16 protein-coding genes are annotated in these 20156 nt (G+C 74.1%); 6 read left to right on the top strand and 10 right to left on the bottom strand.

What is annotated here, in order from left to right:
- The 9 genes from KV205_RS18925 to KV205_RS18965 form a co-directional block, all read right to left on the bottom strand.
- On the bottom strand, positions 1-1392 hold the full coding sequence (locus KV205_RS18925; protein WP_265865590.1) for an aldehyde dehydrogenase family protein: 1392 nt from the start codon (positions 1390-1392) through the stop codon (positions 1-3).
- 546 nt (positions 1393-1938) lie between these two features.
- Positions 1939-2778: a class F sortase gene (locus KV205_RS18930; protein ID WP_265865592.1), complete on the bottom strand. Its 840-nt coding sequence runs from the start codon at positions 2776-2778 to the stop codon at positions 1939-1941.
- Complete coding sequence (locus KV205_RS18935; protein WP_265865593.1) at positions 2765-3412, bottom strand: hypothetical protein; 648 nt, start codon at positions 3410-3412, stop codon at positions 2765-2767. Before KV205_RS18935 ends, KV205_RS18930 begins: the two co-directional genes overlap by 14 nt.
- A 144-nt stretch (positions 3413-3556) precedes the next feature.
- A complete protein-coding gene (locus tag KV205_RS18940) occupies positions 3557-4978 on the bottom strand; it encodes a CitMHS family transporter (RefSeq protein ID WP_265865594.1) in 1422 nt (473 codons plus the stop codon).
- Positions 4979-5113: 135 nt separating this feature from the next.
- Positions 5114-7315: a molybdopterin oxidoreductase family protein gene (locus KV205_RS18945; RefSeq protein WP_265865595.1), complete on the bottom strand. Its 2202-nt coding sequence runs from the start codon at positions 7313-7315 to the stop codon at positions 5114-5116.
- A 142-nt stretch (positions 7316-7457) separates the two neighbouring features.
- On the bottom strand, positions 7458-8057 hold the full coding sequence (locus KV205_RS18950) for a TetR/AcrR family transcriptional regulator (RefSeq protein WP_265865688.1): 600 nt from the start codon (positions 8055-8057) through the stop codon (positions 7458-7460).
- A gap of 139 nt (positions 8058-8196) precedes the next feature.
- Positions 8197-9492: a hypothetical protein gene (locus KV205_RS18955; RefSeq protein ID WP_265865596.1), complete on the bottom strand. Its 1296-nt coding sequence runs from the start codon at positions 9490-9492 to the stop codon at positions 8197-8199.
- Positions 9489-10271: a hypothetical protein gene (locus tag KV205_RS18960; RefSeq protein WP_374214688.1), complete on the bottom strand. Its 783-nt coding sequence runs from the start codon at positions 10269-10271 to the stop codon at positions 9489-9491. The genes KV205_RS18955 and KV205_RS18960 overlap by 4 nt, the downstream gene beginning before the upstream one ends.
- Positions 10268-12355, bottom strand: coding sequence for a right-handed parallel beta-helix repeat-containing protein (locus KV205_RS18965; RefSeq protein WP_265865690.1), 2088 nt, complete (start codon positions 12353-12355; stop codon positions 10268-10270). The genes KV205_RS18960 and KV205_RS18965 overlap by 4 nt, the downstream gene beginning before the upstream one ends.
- A 220-nt stretch (positions 12356-12575) precedes the next feature.
- Here KV205_RS18965 and hmgA point away from each other — a divergent pair, with 220 nt between their 5' ends.
- The 4 genes from hmgA to KV205_RS18985 all read left to right on the top strand — a co-directional run bounded on the left by hmgA (position 12576) and on the right by KV205_RS18985 (position 17483).
- Complete coding sequence (gene hmgA, locus KV205_RS18970; protein ID WP_265865597.1) at positions 12576-13901, top strand: homogentisate 1,2-dioxygenase; 1326 nt, start codon at positions 12576-12578, stop codon at positions 13899-13901.
- A gap of 72 nt (positions 13902-13973) precedes the next feature.
- A complete protein-coding gene (locus KV205_RS18975) occupies positions 13974-14723 on the top strand; it encodes a GntR family transcriptional regulator (RefSeq protein WP_265865598.1) in 750 nt (249 codons plus the stop codon).
- A 165-nt stretch (positions 14724-14888) separates the two neighbouring features.
- A complete protein-coding gene (locus tag KV205_RS18980) occupies positions 14889-15938 on the top strand; it encodes a hypothetical protein (RefSeq protein ID WP_374214689.1) in 1050 nt (349 codons plus the stop codon).
- 309 nt (positions 15939-16247) lie between these two features.
- The gene (locus tag KV205_RS18985) at positions 16248-17483 is read left to right on the top strand and encodes a type ISP restriction/modification enzyme (RefSeq protein ID WP_265865600.1); all 1236 of its coding nucleotides are present in this window, start codon (positions 16248-16250) and stop codon (positions 17481-17483) included.
- Positions 17484-17488: 5 nt separating this feature from the next.
- Here KV205_RS18985 and KV205_RS18990 read toward each other — a convergent pair whose 3' ends face one another.
- A complete protein-coding gene (locus KV205_RS18990) occupies positions 17489-18208 on the bottom strand; it encodes a TetR/AcrR family transcriptional regulator (RefSeq protein WP_265865602.1) in 720 nt (239 codons plus the stop codon).
- Between the two features lie 90 nt (positions 18209-18298).
- Between KV205_RS18990 and KV205_RS18995 the strand changes: the two genes are divergently transcribed.
- Together KV205_RS18995 and KV205_RS19000 are read left to right on the top strand one after the other, a co-directional pair.
- Positions 18299-19300 carry an ATP-binding cassette domain-containing protein gene (locus KV205_RS18995; protein WP_265865604.1) on the top strand — a complete coding sequence of 334 codons (1002 nt, stop codon included), beginning with the start codon at positions 18299-18301 and terminating at the stop codon, positions 19298-19300.
- Positions 19297-20085 (top strand): ABC transporter permease, encoded by a 789-nt coding sequence (locus tag KV205_RS19000; RefSeq protein WP_265865605.1) that lies wholly within the window; start codon positions 19297-19299, stop codon positions 20083-20085. Before KV205_RS18995 ends, KV205_RS19000 begins: the two co-directional genes overlap by 4 nt.
- Positions 20086-20156 lie beyond the last annotated feature (71 nt).

A 20156-nucleotide genomic window follows, 5' to 3' on the forward strand; every position in this document is an offset into this window, starting at 1 on the left:
CTAGAACTGCAGGGACTTGGTCTGGAGGTACTCGGCGAGGCCGTGCGCGCCGAGCTCGCGGCCGACGCCGGACTGCTTCCAGCCGCCGAACGGGGCCAGCGGGTTGAAGCGGCCGCCGTTGATGTCGACCTGGCCGGTCTCCATGCGGCGGGCGAAGGCGACGGCCTCGGCCTCCTCGCCCCAGACGGCGCCGGCGAGCCCGTAGACGGTGCCGTTGGCGATGGCCAGGGCGTCGGCCTCGTCCTCGTAGCGGATGATCGAGACGACCGGGCCGAAGATCTCCTCCTGGGCGATCGTCATGTCGGGGGTGACGTCGGCGAAGACGGTCGGGGCGACGTAGTAGCCGGTCGCGTGCGGGGCTTCGGGGCCGCCGGCGACGAGCCGGGCGCCCTCGGCGATGCCCTGCTCGATGTAGCCGCGGACCCGGTCGCGCTGCTTGGCGTTGACGAGCGGGCCGACCCGCTCGCCGGGCACGTACTTGGCGACGGCCGCGGCGGCGAGGGCGACGGCCTCCTCGTACTGCTCGGTGTGGACGAGCATCCGGGTCCAGGCGCTGCAGGTCTGGCCGGAGTTGGACATGACGTTGGCGACGCCGACGGCGACGGCCTTGCCGAGGTCGGCGCTGGGCAGGATGACGTTGGCGGACTTGCCGCCGAGTTCGAGGGCGACCCGCTTGACGGCGCCGCCGGCGAGCGCGCCGATCCTCCGGCCGACGGCGGTGGAGCCGGTGAAGGAGACCAGGTCCACGCCGGGGTGCTCGGCGAGGGCCTGTCCGGCGACTGGGCCGAGGCCGGTGACCAGGTTGAACACCCCGGCCGGGAGCCCCGCCTCGTGCACGGCCTCGGCGAACAGCTGGGCGGTGAGCGGGGTGTCCTCGGCGGGCTTGAGGACGATCGCACAGCCTGCGGCGAGGGCCGGGGCGACCTTGGCGACGATCTGGTGCAGCGGGTAGTTCCAGGGGGTGATCGCGGCGACCACGCCGACCGGCTCGGAGTGGACGGTGGAGTTGCCGACCTTCTCCTCGAAGGGGTGGGTGGCGGCGAGTTCGGCGTAGGAGCCGGCGACGGCGATCGGCAGCCCGGTGTGCACGGCGGCGGCGAGCTGCGGCGGGGCGCCGAGCTCGGTGGTGACGGTGGCGGCGATCTCCTCGGCGCGGGCGGCGAGCGCGTCGCGCAGCGCGGCGATCCGGGCGGCCCGCTCGGCGGGCGGGGTGGCGGCCCACCCGGGGAAGGCGGCCCGGGCGGCCCGCACGGCGGCGTCGACGTCCTCGGCGGTGCCGGCCGGGACGTGGGCGACGACCTGTTCGGTCGCCGGGTCGGTCACGGGGAGGGTCTCCCTGGAGGCGGCGGGGCGCCACTCCCCGCCGATGTACATCGCGTCGTGGGCCTTCATCCGCTGTCTCTCCTCGTCCGGGGCACAAGTGCACGGTGCCGGGTGCACGGGTGACCCCAAACTAGCGCCGTTAGTTTTCTGGCGCCAGGCCCCTTCTCGCCGCTACGGACCGATCGTCGCCCTCCGCCGCCCGCCCTGTCCACGGCGGGCCCGGACAGCCCGGGCGTCCCCGGACTGGCGGTTTCCGGCTTGCCCTGACCGGCGCGGGCAGCGGGAGGGTGTGGGAGGACGCGCGGGCGAGCCTCGGCCCCGAGGAGGAGGGGCGGGACCGGGCCTCCCGGGCGGCGGCGGGGCCGCCCGGCGCGGGGAGGGAGCAGCGACGGGGATGCGGTCGGTCGGGACTCCGGCGGTCGGTCACCTGCCGATCGGGCACCAGCCGATCGACGGTCCGCACGCGACGGATGCGTGCTTCGTGCCGTGCCGTGTCCTGCTCCTCGGCCATCGTGCGCGACCGGCGGGCGGGAACGGAAGGCCCTGGCGAGTTCTCGCCACGCACGACGCCCGCCGCCCCCGGCGGACCGGGAGCGGCGGGCGTGCGGAGCGTGGTCAGATCTGCCGGTCGACGCCCGTGAGATGGGCGAAGACCACGATGTTGGACGCGTAGCCCTCCTTGCGGTCGAAGGCTCCGCCGCAGGTGATCAGCCGCAGTTCGGGGCGCTTGGCGGCGCCGTACACCTCCTCGTCCGGGAAGGCCGACTTGGCGTACGTACGGACCCGGTCGACCGTGAAGACGGCGACGCGGCCGTCGGCGCGGGCGACCCGGACGGTGTTGCCGGGGTCGAGCGAGTCGAGGTTGAGGAAGATCGCCGGGCCGGTGCGGGTGTCTCGGTGGCCGACGACGACGGCGGTGCCGCGCTCGCCGGGGGTGACGCCGTTGGCGTACCAGCCGACGACCCGGGGGTTGTCGACGGGCGGGGTGGCGAGGCTCCCGCCGGGCTCCAGGCCGAGGCCGACGACGGGCGCCTCGATGGTGATCGCGGGGACGGCGAGGGTGGTGGGGCGGGAGCGGGCCAGGGGGGCGGGCGGCGGCTGGGGCTTGGCCGGGACCTTGGCCGCGGCCTTGCGCCCGGAACCGCCGGCCCCGCCGGAAGCTCCGCCGGCGCCCTTCGCGCCGTTCGCCCCGTCGGCGCCGGCAGTGGCCGCCGCGGCCGGGGCTCCGTGGGCGGCGGGTCCGGCGGCGAGGGCGGAGCCGGCGGGTTCCCCGTCGCCGGCCCACCAGACGGCACCGACGACGAGGGTGAGGGTGACGGCGACGGTGCGGGCGAGCCGGAGGAGCCGACGCTGCCGGCGGGTGGTGCGCCCGCGCCGGGCGGCCCCGCGCGGACGGGCCGGGGCCCGGCCGGCAGGGGCCGCTGTACGCGGGGGGACGGACCTACGCGGCGCCATCGTTGCGGCGGCGGGAACGGCGGATGAGGATCAGGCCCGCGGTGCCGGCGAGTCCCGCGGCGATGGCCGAGGCGACGCCGAAGCCCGAGTCGCCGGTGGGGGCGGTGGTGTCGGCCGCACCGCCGCCGCCCGCGCCGACCGGCCCGTGCGGTGGCTTGTGGCCGTGTCCGTTGCCGCCGCCGTTCCCGTTGCCCCCATTGCCGTTGCCGCCGTTGCCATTGTCCGGGCAGTCGACCTTGAAGACCTTGTGCTTGCCCGAGCCCTGCTCACCCGTGAAGGTCCAGTCGAGCTTGTACATCCCGTCGGGCAGTTCGAGGTCCTCGGTCCGCTTGTGCCCGGTCGTGTCCGTGGTGAGGGTGCCGCTCAGGTTCGGGGAGTCGGCCTTGGGCGGCTGCGGGGCGATCGTCCAGCGGACCTGCTGGTTGCTGTCGAAGTTGAAGGCGTCGAGGTAGAACTTGCAGACCTTCGGGTCGTCGCGCTGGTCGAACTCCAGGGTGTTCGAGTCGTGGACCTTGACGTCGCCGTTGTCACCGGGGACGGCGTACGCGGTGGGCGCGGCGACCAGGGCGGCGGAGCCGAGGGCGAGCGCGGTGACGGCGGCGGACAGCAGGGGACGGAGCGCCGGAGCGGTCATGCGTGGTTCCTCCAGTCGTACAGATCTCGGAATTCGTGTGCCGATAATCTGACTATTGGTCACAACATGGCTACGAAGGGTGGCACCGTGCCGTGCCACCCTCCGACTTCCACCCGTCCGGCCCTGGGGCCGCCCCCGGGCGCCCTAGATGATCCCGAAGAGAATGCCCGCGGCGAGCACCACCAGCGAGGTCAGCGCGGCCCACTTCACGGTGAACCGGGTGTGGTCGCCGAACTCCACCTTCGCCATGCCGACGAGCACGTAGACCGCGGGCACCAGCGGGCTGGACATGTGCAGCGCCTGGCCGACCAGCGAGGCGCGGGCGATCTCCAGCGGGGACACTCCGTGCGCCGCGCCGGCCTCGGCGAGCACCGGCACCACGCCGAAGTAGAAGCCGTCGTTGGACATGAAGTAGGTGAGCGGGATGCTCAGCACGCCGGTGACCAGGGCCATGTGCGGGCCCATGCCCTCGGGGATGGCGCCGACGAGCCAGTCCGCCATGTGCTTGACCATGCCGGTGCCGGTGAGCACACCGGTGAAGACGGCGGCGGCGAAGACCATGCCGGCGACATTGAGGACGTTGTCGGCGTGGGCGGCGATCCGGGCCTTCTGCTCGGCCATGTTGGGGTAGTTGACGGTGAGCGCGAGCGCGGCGCCGAGCAGGAAGAGCACCGGGATCGGCAGCAGTTCCATGATCATCGCGACGAGCAGGGTGGCGGTCAGCGCGGCGTTGAACCAGTAGAGCCGGGGACGCAGGGTCGCGCGGTTCGGGTCGAGCCCCTGGAAGCCGTCCCCGCCGGCGCCGGAGCCCGTCTCCGTACCCGCGCCTGAGCCCGTACCCGTACCCGTGCCCGTCTTCGCGCCCTCCTTGGTCGTGCCGTCGGCGCTGCCGCCGCCCGCCGTGACCAGGACCGTCTCGGAGTCGCGGACCAGGACGTCGTCCAGGCTGAGGTAGCCGATGCGCTTGCGCTCGCGGCGGCCGAGGACGTACGCGAGGGCGAAGACGAAGAGCAGTCCGACGCCGAGCGCGGGGATCATCGGGACGAAGATGTCACCGGCGTCCAGCTTGAGCGCGGTGGCGGCGCGGGCCGTGGGGCCACCCCAGGGGAGGGTGTTCATGACGCCGTTGGCGGTGGCGGCGACTCCGGTCATGACGACCAGGCTCATGCCGAGCCGCTTGTAGAGCGGATACATCGCCGAGACCGTGATCATGAACGTGGTCGAGCCGTCGCCGTCCAGCGAGACGATCGCGGCGAGCACCGCCGTACCGACGACCACACGCACGGGGTCGGCCTTGCAGAAGCGCAGGATGCCGCGGACGATCGGATCGAAGAGGCCGACGTCGATCATCACGCCGAAGTAGACGATCGCGAACATCAGCATCGCGGCCGTGGGCGCCAGCTTGCCGACGCCCTCGATGACGTAGTCGCCGAGCTGGGCGCCCTGGCCCACGGCGACGCAGAACAACGCGGGAATGAGCACGAGCGCCGCGATCGGCGACATCTTCTTCAGCATGATCAGGACCAGGAAGGTCGCGATCATGGCGAAGCCGAGGACGGTCAGCATGGGAGGACACCTCACGTTCACCCTTGAACTCCCGCCAGAGCGGCGGTGCGGATGACGGTAGGTGCGGCCTTCCTGCGTTAACAAGACGTTGACGTGTGAGCAATACGAGCAAAACCCCAGGTCACAGCCGTCCGGTCACAGCAGTGGCGACAGCTGCACGGGAAACCCGTTCAGGACGGCGGTGCCCGAGAGGGGGTCGAGCAGGGAGCCGTCGAGCAGTTGGTTGACGTTGACCCCGGGGCGTGCGGCGGCCACGCCGAGCCGGGTGCCGGGGCGGTCGTGGCCCCAGCCGTGCGGCAGGCTCACGACCCCGGGGCGGACCGCCTCGGTGATCTCCACCTCGGCGGTCAGCTCCCCGCCCTCCCCCTTGACGCGGGCGGGGGCGCCGGCGGTGAGACCGAGCCGTTCGGCGTCCTGCGGGTGCACCTGGAGGGTGCAGCGGTTCGAACCGCCGTTGAGGGACGGAATGTTGTGCAGCCAGCTGTTGTTGGAGCGCAGGTGGCGCCGTCCGACGAGCCGGACGGAGTCCGGCTCCGGTGCGGCGTCCAGCGCGGCGCGCAGCCTCGGCAGGTCGGCGGCGATCGGCGCGGGCAGCAGCTCGATCCGTCCGCTGCGGGTCTTCAGGAGTCCGGGCAGCCGGGGCTTCAGCGGGCCGAGGTCGAAGCCGTGCGGGGACTGCAGCAGGTCCTCGAGGATCAGGTCGTACGGGCCGAGCCGGAGCATCAGGTCGAGCCGCCGTTCCGGCCCGGACCGGCCCGCCAGAAGCCGTGCCTGCTCCTTGGGGTCGGCGCCGTACAGCGGCGAGTGCTCCTGCGTCACGGCCTTGGCCAGGGTGCGTTCGATCGCGAGGTCGTCGACGGCGGACGGCTCGGCTCCGTGCAGGCCGGAGACGGCGAGGATCAGCCGGGCGTGGATCTCGCACTCGTCCATCCGTCCCTCCTCAAGCGGGAGGGCGGGCGGCGAGTAGCGCGCCTGGTTGCGGACGGCGAAGCCGTTGAAGGCGAAGTCGAAGTGCGCGCTGCGCGAGGGCGGCGGCGGGGGCAGGACGACGTCGGCGTGCCGGGTGGTCTCGTTGGGGTACGGGTCGACGGCCACCATGAAGTCGAGGGAGCCCAGGGCGGCGTCGAGGCGGTCGCCGTCGGGGGCGGACAGGACGGGGTTGCCGGCGATGGTGACGACCGCCCGGACCCGCCCCTCCCCCGGTGTGTCGATCTCCTCGGCGAGGGCGACGAGCGGGAGTTCGCCCTTGGCCTCGGGGTGGCCGGAGACCCTGCTCCGCCAGCGGCCGAGGGCGAAGCCCTTCCCCGGACCGGCGGGACGGGGCGCGGGGGCGGTCGCGGAGAGCGGGAAGAGGGCGCCGCCGGGGCGGTCGAGGTTGCCGGTGAGGACGTTGAGGACGTCGACGAGCCAGTTGCCGAGGGTGCCGTACGCGACGGTCGAGGAGCCCATCCGGCCGTATACGGCGGCGGTCGCGGCGGCGGCGAGTTCGCGCGCGGTGGTACGGATGGTGTCCGCGTCCAGGTCGCAGGCGGCGGCGACGGCCTCGGGGCTGAAGTCCCGTACCGCTTCTCGCACTTCCTCGACCCCTTCCACGTGCTCGGCGAGCGGGCCGAGGCGGACCAGGTCCTCGGCGAAGAGGGTGTGGGCGAGGGCGGCGAGGAAGAGGGCGTCGGCGCCGGGGCGGATGGCGAGGTGCCGGTCGGCGAGTCGGGCGGTGCGGGTGCGCCGGGGGTCGACGACGGTGAGGGTGCCGCCGCGCCGGCGCAGGGCCTTCAGCCGGCCGGGGAAGTCGGGGGCGGTGCACAGACTGCCGTTGGAGTCCAGCGGGTTGGCGCCGAGCATCAGGAGGTGGTCGGTGCGGTCCAGGTCGGGTACGGGGACGGCGAAGGCGTCGCCGAACAGCAGTCCGCTGGAGACGTGCTTGGGCATCTGGTCGAGCGTGGAGGCGGTGTAGAGGTTGCGGGTGCCCAGGGCGCCGATGAGCAGCGGCGGGTAGAGGGCGCCGGCGACGGTGTGGACGTTGGGGTTGCCGAGGACGAGGGCGACGGCGTTCGGTCCGTGTTCCTCGATCAGCGGGCGGAGGCGGGTGGCGATCAGGTCGAAGGCCTCGACCCAGTCCGCCTCGCGCAGGGCGCCGTTCTCGCGGATCAGCGGGCGGACGAGCCGGTCGGGGTCGGCGTCGACCTCCGGGAACGCGGCACCCTTCGGACAGATGAAACCCTGGCTGAAGACGTCGTCGCGGTCGCCGCGGGCGCCGGTGACCCGGCCGTTGTCGAGGGTGAGGGTCAGCCCGCAGGTCGCTTCGCAGAGGGGGCAGATGCGCAGGGCGGTGGACATGGCGGTCTCCCTGGGGCGGCAGCGGCGGGGCGCGGTGGCGGGCGCGCGGGCAAGCGCGAGCATACCGACCGGTAGGGAGGTCCGACAGGCCCTGGCGGCGACGGGGTACGAAGGGGGCGGGGTACGACGGGGGCAGGCGCGGTCAGCGCAGCGAGGGCGCGAGGTAGGCGTGCAGGAGTGCCCGGGTCTCGGCGATGAGCGCGGGGTCGCCGGCCGGGTCGGTGCGGAACGCGAGCCGGAGCAGCGCGTCGGTGGCCTCGACGCCGACCAGGACCTTGCGCAGCAGGTCCGCGTCGGCCGGGCGGCCGAGCGGGGCGGCGAGCAGCCCGCAGATGCGGTCGGCGACGAGGTGGTTGGGGTCCTCGTCGGTGCCGGGCTCGCCGGGCGCGGCGGCGGGGATCCCGAAGTCGACCAGGCCGAAGCCGGGGACGGTCCGCTTCATCGCGATGTACGCGTCGAGGACGGTGTCGATGACGGCGCGGCCGTCGGCGGCCGGGAGCGTGGCGAGTCCGGCGCTGATGCGGGCGGCGTAGCTGTCGAGGTTGCGGTGGGCGAGGGCGGCGGCCATGGCCCGCTTGTTGCCGAAGAAGCGGTAGACCGAGCCGATGGGGACGCCGGCGCGGGTGGCCACGGCCCGGGTGCTCAGCTGCTCGTAGCCGGTCTCGTCGAGGAGTTCGGCGCAGGCGTCGAGGATCCGGGCGAGCCGCTCGGCGCTGCGCTGCTGGACGGGCGCGCGGCGCAGGGCGGGGCCGGCGGCGGCCTGGGCGGCCTTGGGGGTGGGGGGCTTCGGGACGGGAGGCTTGGGGGCAGGAGGCTTCGGGGTGGGCTGGGGCACGGGGACATCATGCCGTTCCCGCCCTGACGGGGGCGATGGAGGGCGGTCAGGCGATCAGGAGGCCGATCCCGCCGAGGGTGTACGCGATCATCAGCACGAACAGCGGGAGTTGACCGGCCACGGCGCGGGCGGCCGGGAAGAGGCGCACCGAGCGGTCGTGCGCGGCGACGACGCCGAGGACGTGGCCGGTGACGATCGCGGCGACCTGGAGGGTCGCGAGGCCCGCGGGGCCCAGTGGTGGGGCGGGTGCGGGGGCGTTGTCAGTGCCCCCTGCCATGATGACGGTACGTGGTCCTTCGGTGACGAAGAGTGTGAAGTAGTGGGCCACGAGATAGCCGAGGGCGATGGGCAGCAGCGAGTGCGCGAAGGAGGTGAGCGGGGTGGTGAGTTCGCGGTCGCCGAGCCGGAGGGTGCCGGCGCACAGCCCGTAGAGGGCGGCGACGAGGGCGACGGCGCCGAGGAGTCCGAGGGTCGCGGTGGGGGTGCGGCCGAGGGGTGAGGTCTGGAGGAGGGTGAGCCAGCGGGGGTTGTCGGAGAAGCCGTCGTAGGCGGTGGAGCCGAGGAGGACGCAGACGGTGGCGACGAGGCCGGGGCCGGGCGGGGTGGCGTCCAGGCCGTTGAAGGGGGAGCGCAGGACGAGCCGGCCGTCGGCGCGGCGGCCGAGCGGGGAGAGCCGGGCGAGGAGGGAGGAGTAGACCTCGAAGGGGTCGGCGTGGGCGAGCCAGTCGGGGCCGTGACGGACGGCGCCGAGGAGCTGCACGGCGGTGTGGACGGCGAGGGCCGTCAGGAGGACGGGGGTGGCGGTGTTGTCGGGGGCGACGAGTTCGAGCCAGGTGAAGAGGAGGAGTCCGGCGGCGGCCGGCCGGATGCCGACGCGGGCGGGGACGGGGCGGGGCGGGCGGTGCGCGGGGAGCAGGGCGGCCAGGGTGCGCAGGGGGTTGAGGAGGCGCCAGACGGGGCCGAGGAGGAGGGAGGCGGGGACGAGTCCGACCCAGAGCAGGACGTAGACCGCGCCGGGCGCGGGGTTGCGGTCCGGGTCGTCGGGGCCGAGGAGGAGGTGGAGGACGAGGGCGAGTCCGGCGGCGGCGCCGGCGAGCCGCAGGACGGTGCGGGTGGCGGGGGCGTCGGCGAGGCGCTGGACGGCGGCGGGCAGCGGGCGGCCGGCCAGGTCGCCGCGGAAGCGGGAGGCGGACCAGAGCAGTCCGAGGGAGAGGAAGGAGACGAAGAGCGCGGCGAAGGCGCCGGCGTAGGCGTAGAAGGGCGAGAGGGGGAGGTCGTGCTGGGCGCCCACGCCGTGGGCGAGGGGCAGTGGAAGCGGCGGGGGCGCGGTGAGGACCGTCATCGGACGACGAGCTGGGTCAGCACGAGTCCGGACTCGTGCGTCTCGACCTCGAAGAGACCGGTGCGGTCGGCGGTGAAGGTGAGGGTGGCGGTGCGGCCGGCGGTGAGGGGCAGTTCGCGGTCGTAGCCGTGGACGTGGACGGTGTCGGCGCCGTCTCCGGTGACCTGGAGGGTGATGCGCTCGCCCTTTCTCACCTCGACCCGGGAAGGGGGTGGTTGGACGAAGTCGCCGCTGATGGTGACGGCGAGGGTACGGCCGGGGGCGGCGGTCGCCGTCGGAGTGGGGCTCGCGGGGGCGCCGAGGCGGACGGTGGCCTCGACGGGGCGGCCGGCGACGGCCCAGGCGGTGTGGTCGTCGGCGTAGAGCCGGACGGTGAGGGTGCGGGCACCGGCCGGGACGTGCGCCCAGGGGCCGTAGGCGCGGGCGGTCTCGCGGCCGTCGGCGAGGAGGCGGGCGTGGCCGCGCCCGGGGAGGGCGGCGCCGCCGGTGCTCTCGGGGGTGAAGCGGAACCTCTCCACCAGGAGGTGGACGTTCCAGCCGCCCTCGCTGTCGGGCCGGGCCTCGATCCGTACGGCGGGCGCTCCGGCGGCGGGCACCTCGCGGAGGCGGTGGCCGGTGCTGTCCCGGGCGGTGAGGAGGGTGCCGTTAGCGCCGGTGGCCTCCTGGTGGCTGGTGCCGGGCTTGTGGTGGGTGGTCGGGCGCCCGCCGCAGCCGGCGAGCAGCGCCGCGCCCACGGCGAGGGCGAGCACGGCGCGGCCCGCCCGGCGGCGGCCGGTCACGCGGCACCGCCGGCGGACGCGGAGGGGGCGGTGGGAGGGGCGGGAGGGGCGGGGGTGGGGGTGGGGGGCCGGGAGGGATCCGGACGGCGGGTGCCCGCGACGACCACCGCCCACAGCACCCACACCACCCCGAGCAGTCCGCGCACCCAGGCGGGGCTGATGGGGATCCAGGGGATCATCAGGACGGCCTTGTCGAAGGCGTCGAGGAGGGTGAGGGCGCCGAGGGCGAGGGTGGTCCAGGCGAAGGCCCGGCGGTGCGGGCGGAGCAGCAGGCCGAGGGTGGTCCACCACAGGCCGGTGAGGAGGAGGGCGAGGGCGGGCAGGGCGGTCGGGGTGAGGGCGAGGGTGGAGGCGGCGACGTCGAGGGCGAGTCCGGCGAGGCCGAGGAGGGTGGCGGCGCCGGCGAGGCGGCTGTGGCGCAGGCGGCGCCACCAGAGGGTGGTGCCGACGAGGGCGAGGACGGCGGCGGTGCCGAGCGCGAGCTGGGTCTCGACGCGCTGGAGGCCGCGGGCGCCGTACCAGTCGCAGCCGGCGGGGAGCCGGCGGGCCTGGACGTTGTAGTCGGCGCAGACGAGGAGTTGGGCGAGTTTGACGGGTTCGCCGACGAGGCGGTCGGTGGCGCCGGTGACGTCGCCGCGGCGGCTGCCGCAGGCGGGCAGGGAGCGGGGGGTGCTGGGGCCGGTGTCGGGCTGCCAGCAGTTGCCGCCGCCCTGGCCGTCCCACCACACGTCGGTGCGGTTGGGGCGGGGGTTGCCTGCGCGGTCGGTGCCGAGGTGGTTGCCGGCGTAGCGGTTGTGGTGGGAGGTGTCGGTCTGTCTGCCCCAGGCGGATTCGCCGCGGATGAAGGCGGGGACGGCGCTGAGGAAGAAGGCGGCGCGCTGGTGGCCGTAGATCCAGTTGTTCTCGTAGAGGTTCCAGTTGCCGCCGGCGGTGATGATGCCGGTGCCGGGCGGCATGGAGATCTGGGGGCAGACGACGCCTTGTTCGTAGCCGCGTTCGACGGGGGGTCTGGCGCAGGTGCCGTCGGCGACGTACGGGTAGTAGTCCTGGTTGTTGTCGTGGATCAGGTTCCGCTCGAAGCGGGCGTGGTTCTGCGGGAGTCCGGGGTGGCCGGGGAAGGCGGAGTCCATGGAGGCGCCGCCCATGTTGTGGTCGAGCTCGTTGTCGTGGACGTAGACGGAGTCTCCGGCGGTGCCGCTGTAGCCGACCATGTTGTGGTGGCTGCGGCAGCCGGTGATCTCGATGGAGTAGCGGGGGACGTCGTAGCCGCGCCCGTTGTTGATGTTGGAGGCCGAGCCGGGGTAGATGCCGGAGTCGCCGTTGCCGTAGGACTCGCAGTTCTTGTAGAGGCCGTGGTCGGAGGCGAAGGTGAGGAAGCCGTATTCGTCGTTCCAGCGGGTGAGGACGTCGTCGATGACGAAGCCGTCGGCGGCGAGGACGTACAGCGAGTTGAACGTGGTGCGCTGGGCGGTGAAGTTGCGGAAGTACACGCCGTCGGACTTGTCGGCGCGGAGGGCGTTGAGCTTGGTGTATTTGGCGTCGATGACGACGTCGAGGCGGGAGGCGCCGGTGCCTTCGATCTGGAGGTTCTTCTTGCCGAGGATGGCGACCAGGTTCTGGTTGTGCGGGCACTGGGCCTGCTGTGCGTAGCTGAGGATCTGGTAGCCGAGGGCTGATCTGGGTGCCTTGAGGGTGGCGCAGGCGCCGGTGGGTGCGAGGAGCGAGGGCTCTTCCTCGTACAGGCCGGGGAGGATCGCGATGGTCATGCCGGGGCGGTCGACGGCGTCGACGGCCTGCTGGAGGTGGCGGTAGCCCTGCCGTTGGCAGCGTTCGTAGAGGGCGAGGTTGCGGGCCCTGAGGTCGGCGGGGAAGCCGGCGGTCCGCCGTGCGAAGTCGGCCCGGTCGCTCTTGCACACGAGCAGGTCGGGTTCCCCGGTGCGGAGTGTGGGGACGCTGCCGGTGCCGTCGGGGAGGGTGACGGGCCGCTCTTCGTGGGCCTGGGCGGCGGGGGCGGTGAGGAGTGCGGCGGCGAGTGCCGCGAGCACGACCGAGAGCGCGAGGGCGAACCGTCGGGTCCATGACATGCGCGGGGACATGGCCGAGAGAGTAGAGCAGTGTTCATCTTTTGGAACCCCTCGTGCACGCACCACGTCCAAGTCGCCCGGGCGCGCACCCGGGGAAGGCCGGGCGGCCGGCGCGACGGCCGAGCGCGAAGGCCCGGCGGGGTGCCCCGTTGACGGGAGCGGGAGCGGAATCCTACGGTCATGCATAGGATTGTTGTGAGCGTCTGGACAGGAGCACGCGATGAACGCGGAGACCCACGCGGAACGGGCGAGAAAGACGGCCGAAGCGCTGACCTACAGCACCGGCTTCGGCAACGAGCACAGCTCCGAGGCCGTCCCCGGCGCCCTCCCCGACGGGCGGAACTCGCCGCAGCGGGCACCGCTCGGCCTGTACGCGGAGCAGCTGAGCGGGAGCGCGTTCACCGAGCCCCGGGCGCACAACCGGCGCTCGTGGCTGTACCGGATCCGTCCCTCGGCGGCGCACCCGCCGTTCGCGCGGATCGACAACGGCGCGCTGCGCAGCGCGCCGTTCACCGAGACCGTGCCCGACCCGAACCGGCTGCGCTGGAACCCGCTGCCGCAGCCGCCGGCCGGCACCGACTGGCTGGCCGGTCTGTGGACCCTCGGCGGCAACGGTGACACGACGCAGCGGGCCGGCATGGCCGTGCACCTCTACCACGCGAACGCGTCCATGGAGCGGGTGTTCAGCGACGCCGACGGCGAGCTGCTGATCGTGCCCGAGCACGGCGGGCTGCTGCTGCGCACCGAGCTGGGCGATCTCGCGGCCGGTCCCGGCGAGGTCGCGCTGATCCCGCGCGGGGTGCGCTTCCGGGTGGAGCTCCTGGACGCCACGGCCCGCGGCTATGTGTGCGAGAACTACGGCGCCCCGTTCCAGCTGCCCGACCTCGGCCCGATCGGTGCGAACGGCCTGGCCAACGCGCGTGACTTCCGGGCGCCGGTCGCCGCGTACGAGGACGTCGAGGGTCCGGTGGAGGTGGTCAACAAGTACTGCGGCAACCTGTGGTCGGCGACCTACGCCCACTCCCCGCTCGATGTGGTCGCCTGGCACGGCAACCACACCCCGTACGTCTACGACCTGCGCCGTTTCAATGTCATCGGGACGATCTCCTACGACCACCCCGATCCGTCGATCTTCACGGTGCTGACCTCGCCGTCCGACGCCCCGGGGCTCGCGGGCGTCGACTTCGTCGTCTTCGCGCCGCGCTGGCTGGTGGGCGAGGACACGTTCCGGCCGCCGTACTTCCACCGCAATGTGATGAGCGAGTACATGGGTCTGATCGAGGGCGCGTACGACGCGAAGGCGGAGGGGTTCGTGCCGGGCGGCGGCTCGCTGCACAACATGATGTCCGCGCACGGCCCGGACCGGGAGACCTTCGACCGGGCGAGCGCCGCCGAGCTGAAGCCGCAGAAGATCGACGACGGTCTGGCCTTCATGTTCGAGACCCGCTGGCCGGTCACGGCGACCGCGCAGGCGGCCGGTGCCGACCACCTGCAGCGCGCCTATGACGACGTATGGCAGGGTCTTGAGCGCCACTTCCGGCCGTGACCGGCGTGACCGGGCGTCCTGTCCGGCGTCCTGTCCGACCGGTTGTCCCGTAGTCGTCATACGGAGTTGACCGTGACCGCCTTCGCTCCCGACTCGCTGGTCCTGAACCGGAAGCTGCCGCTCTGGTACCAGGTCTCGCAGTCGTTGCGTGCCTCCATACTGGGCCGCACCCCCGACGCCTCGCTGCGGCTGCCCACGGAGGAGCAGCTCGCCGCGCATTACGGGGTGAGCGTGCTGACCATGCGCCAGGCCCTCAAGGAGCTGGAGGAGGAGGGCCTGATCAGCAGGCACCGGCGGCGCGGCACCTTCATCGAGCCGGGCGCCCGGCGCTCCACGCCGCGCCGGCTGCTCGGCTCGATCGACGCGATCGTGGCCCAGCAGTCCGGCGAGCGGACCACGGTGCTCGGCCACGGCACGGAGCCGGTACCGGGCGAGCTCGCCGAGTACTTCCCGGGGGCCGCCGAGGTGGCGGTCTTCCGGCGGCTGCGGGCCGACGGGGAGAGCGGCGAGCCGACGAACTGGGCGGAGAACGCGGTGCTGCCGGAGCTCGCGGCGGGCATCGACCCGGCGGATCTGGAGCGCTGGCCGATGACGAAGGTGCTGCGGGACGTGGTCGGGGTCCGGATCAGCCGGATCACCGACACCGTCGAGGCGCGGCTCGCCGACCCGGAGACGGCCCAGCTGCTCCGGGTCCCGCTGCTTTCGCCGATCCTCCACTACACGGGTGTGACGTATGACGAGGACGGGCGGGTCGTGGACGTGGCCCGGATCCGTTATCGGGGTGACCGGTTCTCGTTCACGGTGACGGTCGAGGCGCAGTGACGCGGGTATGCGGTGACGCGGTGACGCGGTAGCACCGTGACATTGCCGGGGCCGGGCAGCGGCGGGGCGCCCGCACTGCCGTGGCCGCTCCCTTGTGCCGGCCGTGACGGCGGCGCACGCTGAGGCGCGCAAGGGGGCGTCGAGCAGGGGGGCGGAATGCGGCACGTGGGTGTCTTCCGGTGGGTGGTGGTGGCGGGACTGGCGTTGCTGCTGGGGTCGTTCGGGGTGTACGAGGCGGCGCCGGACCATCCGGAGCTGAAGCAGGTCGACCTGACGGTCCTCGACGAGAAGCCCGACGGCACGTGCCAGGTGCGCTGGTCGGACCCGGTGGACCACCGCTTCCGGGACGGCACGTACCACTGCGATCCCCAGCGTTCGGCGGCGCTCAAGGCCCCGAACTACGACGACGGTTCCGGTTACGGCTGGGAGACCGGGTTCGTCCGGGCCGAGGAGCCGCACCGGGGCGAGCTGTTCCGGCTCGGCCAGGAGACCGGGCGGGAAGGGTACGTCGACCTGGCCGACGGTCTCGCCGGGCTCGGGCTGCTGCTCACCCTCGTCGGCCTGGTCGGCGGCAACTTCCGCGCACTGCCCCGGCTCGTCGAGGCGGAGCCGCGGCTGCTGCGGCGCGCGGCGGAGCTGCGGGAGGCGGCGGACTGGGTGGCCCGGGACCACGAGCGCGCCGTCGCGGCGGTCCGCACGGCGCGGGGCGACGGCCCGCTGCCGCTGGAGGCCCTCCTGGAGGCCCCGCTGGACCCGGCTCGGGACGCGGAGCTGCTGCGGGCCCTGCGGGTGCTGGTGGAGGCCGGCCCGGCGGCGCGCGACGCGGCCGGGACGGGCCGGTGGCTGTCCGAGCGCCTCGATCCGCTGCTCGAGGACGCGGCCCCCGCCGCGCGCTACCGCACGATCCTGCGCGTCGGCCCGCAATCCCGGCAGCGTGCCGCCCGCGCGATCGGCCGACTGCGGCCCCTGCTCGCCGCGGCCGAACGGGAGGGGCTCACCGCCCGCTTCGCCCAGGCCTCCGTCGACCTGCTCCGCGGCCAGGACACGGACCCGGCGGGCCTGGGCGCCTGGGCGGACTTCACCACCGCCCCGGAGACGTACCGGCGGGTGCTGGAGGAGACCGCGTCGGACGCGCCGGCGGCGGCGCCAGCGGCCCTGGCGGCGGAGTCCGGGGCGGGCACACCGCGCCGGCGGGTGCGGGTCCGGATCCGCTGAGCTCGGCGGGGCCTAGGGCGTGTGTCGAAAGTAGCTCCCCCTGGCTTCGCCGGGAGGTACCCCCAATCCGCCCGCAGGGCGGGCCGGGAGGCGTCCGGTGCGTGCGATCGCAAGGCGGAGGGCGGGGGCACCTCCGGGCCGCCAGGCCCAGGGGGAGAGAGCGCAGCGTGCTGCGCCGACGACTGACAACGCAGCGAGCGTGCGCGCAGGGCGCCTCCCGGCAGACGGGACTTTCGACACACGCCCCAGGCGCGGGCCCGTGGGCGCGGGGTCCCGTGCCCTGGATGGGTGCTCCCCGCTCTCGTTAGCATGCGGGGCGTGACGGAGGATCTGCCGCTTGGCCCCGGGGCCGTGATGGACGCGCCCCTGCTCGACGACCTCATGCCCTGGTCCGTGGCGCCGCTGCGGTTCGGCCGGCCGTGGGTCGTCGCGCCGGACCGCCGTACGCTCCGCGAGCGGTGGGCGCGGCTGGTGGCGGCGGAGGGGGACGAGCGGGAGGCGTTGTTCCGGGGGAGCCGGGCGCGGACGACGGGGAGTTCGGTGGCGGCGCTGCCGGGGCAGCGGACCGGGACGGGGCGGCTCGCGCGGGAGGCGGGGGCGTGTCCGGAGCCGGTGCGGGTGGCGTACGGGCCGTTCGACGAGCAGTGGCTGCTGCCGGACCACCGGCTGATCGACGTGGCGCGGCCGGAGTTGTGGCGGGTGGCGGACGAGCGGCAGCTGTTCGTCGTCGAGCAGGGGTACGTGCCGGGCGCGGCCGGGCCCGCGCTGCTCGTGTCGGCGGTGCTGCCGGACGGGCGCTCTCCCGCGGGCCGGCCGGGCCGGATCCGGCCGCTGTTCCGGCGGCCGGGCGGTCTGGAGCCCAATCTGGCCCCGGGACTGCGGGAACTGCTCGGCGAGCGGTACGGGTGCGGGGTCGGCGCGGCCGATCTGGTGGCCTGGGCGGCGGCGGTGGCGCGGCCTTCCGCCGCAGGCTGCCGGGTGCCGTTGCCGGCGGATCCGGAGGTGTGGGCGGCGGGCGTGGCGCTGGGGCGCGAGCTGGTGGAGACGCAGTTGCGCGGGGCGCGCGGCGGGGCCCGGCCGCGGCTGCCGGGGGGCCGCAGGCCGTACGTACGGGCGGCGGTCCCGGCCCGGCCGACGACGCTCTCGTACGACCCGGAGGGCGAGGTGCTGAGTGTGGGCGAGGGCCGGATCTCGCCGGTGCCGGCGGCGGCGTGGGAGTTCGAGGTCGGCGGGGCGCGGATGCTCGAGCAGTGGTTCGCGCACCGGACCGCGGCCGCCGAGCCGGGGACGCTTGAGGCGATCGGGCCTGCGGCCTGGCCGCAGGAGTGGACCTCGGAGCTGCTTGAGCTGATCACGGTCCTGGCGCTGCTCGCGGGGCGCGAGGAGGAGCGTGCGGCGCTCCTTGCGCGCGCCGGGGCGGACGGTCTCGGGGCGGGCGCCCTGCGGGCGGCCGGGGTGCTGCCCGTACCGGCGGCGGCGCGCCGGCCCGCGTCCGTACTGGACCATCAGGAGGAGGGTCCGGAGGGGCAGTTCATGCTCCTGTAGTCAGGTCAGGCTCCGCGGGGCGTGAACGAGTCGAGCAGCCGGGTGATGGTGAGTTCGAAGATCTCGTCGGTGTCGACGGGCGCCGGTGACGCGGCGATCAGTGCGGCGAGGTGCGGGTAGGCGCCGGTCATGAGCTGTCCGGCGAGGTAGGCGTCGCGTACCTGCTGTTCCTCCGCCTCGGACCAGGGCAGGCCGCGGGCGCGTTCGGCGATGGCCTGCTCGTTGCGCACGGTGGCCATGACGGTGCCGTTGATCATGGCGATGAGCTGCATCTTCAGGCCGGGGTCCACGTCGAGCGGGGTCAGGGCGCCGAGGCACCACTCCAGGAAGCGCAGGGCGTTGGGGCTGAAGCCGTAGGCGGTGGTCATGACGCGGGTCAGCCAGGGGTGCCGTTCCATGATGGCGCGGGTCTGCCGGGCGATGCCGGTCATGTCGGCGCGCCAGTCGCCGCTGGGCTCGGCGGGGAGCTCGTACTCCTCGCTCGCCGCGTCGACCATCAGCTCGTAGAGGTCTTCCTTGCGCGGCACGTAGTTGTACAGCGACATGGTGCCGCAGCCCAGTTCGGCGGCGATGCGGCGCATGGAGACGGCGTCGATGCCCTCGGCGTCGGCGATGCGGACGGCGGCGTCGACGACGTCGCGCCGGCTGTGGGCCGGTTTGGGGCCGCGGCCGGTGCGCTCGGGGCGCGCCCAGATCACTTCGGGTTCGGCCGCTCGGCCCGCCATCACTCATCACCTCGTCGCCCCATCGTAACGAGGCCGCCTCCCTCGCCCGCACAGTTACGTACACCGTACGCAATGCGCTAGGGTCACCCCATGACAACAACTACGTACGCTGTACTTAGTGAGGGTCTGCGGAAGCGCTACGGCGACGTGCACGCGCTGCGCGGGCTCGACCTCGCCGTCCCCGAGGGCACCGTCTGCGGGATCCTCGGGCGCAACGGCGCCGGGAAGACCACCGCGGTCCGGGTGCTGACCACGCTGGTGCGGCCGGACGGCGGCAGCGCCAGGGTGGCCGGGTGCGACGTGGTCCGCGACCCGGCCGGGGTGCGCAGGCGGATCGCGGTCACCGGGCAGTACGCCTCGGTCGACGGCGACCTCACCGGCGCCGAGAACCTGCGGCTCTTCGCCCGCCTCCTGCGCGCCCCGCGCTCGCGCGCCGACGAACTCCTGGAGCGCTTCGGCCTCGCCGAGGCCGCCGGCCGGCCCGCCCGCACCTACTCCGGCGGCATGCGGCGCCGGCTCGACCTGGCGGCGAGCCTGATCGTGCCGCCGCGGGTGCTCTTCCTCGACGAGCCGACCACCGGCCTCGACCCGCACAGCCGGAACGGGATCTGGGACGCGGTACGGGAGTTGGCGGCCGGCGGCACGACCGTGCTGCTCACCACCCAGTACCTGGAGGAGGCCGACCGGCTCGCCGACGAGGTCGTCCTGGTCGACGGGGGCCGGGCCGCCGAGCGCGGCACCCCGGCCGAACTCAAGGCGCTGATCGGCAGTTACGCCGAGGTCGTGGTCGCCGAACCGGCGGCCCTCGAAGCGGCCGCGGCCGTGCTCGACCGGCTCACCGGGTCGCTGCCGGTCCTGGACGCCGAGCGCCGCACGGTCGGCGCGGTCACCACCGACCCCTCCCTGACCCTCCCCCGGCTCGTCCGGGAGATCGACGCGGCCGGCGTCCCCGTCCTCGACGCGTCGCTGCGCCCGCCCACTCTCGACGAGGTGTTCCTGCGCCTCACCGAGCGCGGTCCAGACCCCGACGCCACCGACCGCACCGACACCGACACCGACCGCACCACCGACCGCGAGGAGTTGGCCGCATGAGTGCGAGCGCTCTCGTCCACGACGGCACCGCGATGCTCGGGCGGAATCTGCTGCGGGTCCGGCACGCCCCGGCACTCACCGTCATGACGCAGACCATGCCGATCGTCTTCCTGTTCTTCTTCGGGTACGTGTTCGGCGGCGCGCTCGCCATGCCGGGCGCCGACTACCGGGCGTTCCTGGTGCCGGGGATGCTGGTGGCGACGGCTGCGAACGGGGTGATGACCGGGATGTTCCAGGCGGCCCAGGACACGCACCGGGGTGTGACGGACCGGCTGCGGACCCTGCCGGTGAGCCGGGCGGCGGTGCCGCTGGGGCAGGCGCTCGCCGATCTCGTCACCACCGCGGTGGGCACGGTGCCGCTGCTGCTCGTCGGGCTCGCGATGGGCTGGCGGATCGAGGGCACGGCCGTCGAGGCGGCGGGCGCGCTCGGGCTGCTGCTGCTCTTCCGGTTCGCGGCGACCTGGGCGGGCATCCTGCTCGGGCTCGCGTCGAAGAGCGAGGAGGCGGCCGGTCAGCTGGGCAGCGCCACCTTCATGCTGCCGCTGCTGTCGAACGCGTATCTGCCGACCGACGGCATGCCGGGCTGGCTGCGCACGGTCGCGGAGTGGAATCCGATCTCGGCGGTGACGACGGCCGTCCGGGAGCTGTTCGGGAACGCGCCGGTGCCGGCACCGGGCGAGGCCGCCTGGCCGGTGACGCACCCGGTGGCCGGGGCGCTGCTCTGGTCGCTGGCGCTGCTCGCGCTGTGTGTCCCGGCGGCGGTCAGGCGCTGCGCACGGGGGTGAGCCGGGACGGCGACCGGTGCCGGGGGCCGGGCGGGGCCGGGCGCAGCCGGTGGGGAGAGGGCGCCGGACGG

Source organism: Streptomyces sp. SKN60 (assembly GCF_026236535.1).
Classification (GTDB): Bacteria; Actinomycetota; Actinomycetes; order Streptomycetales; family Streptomycetaceae; genus Streptomyces.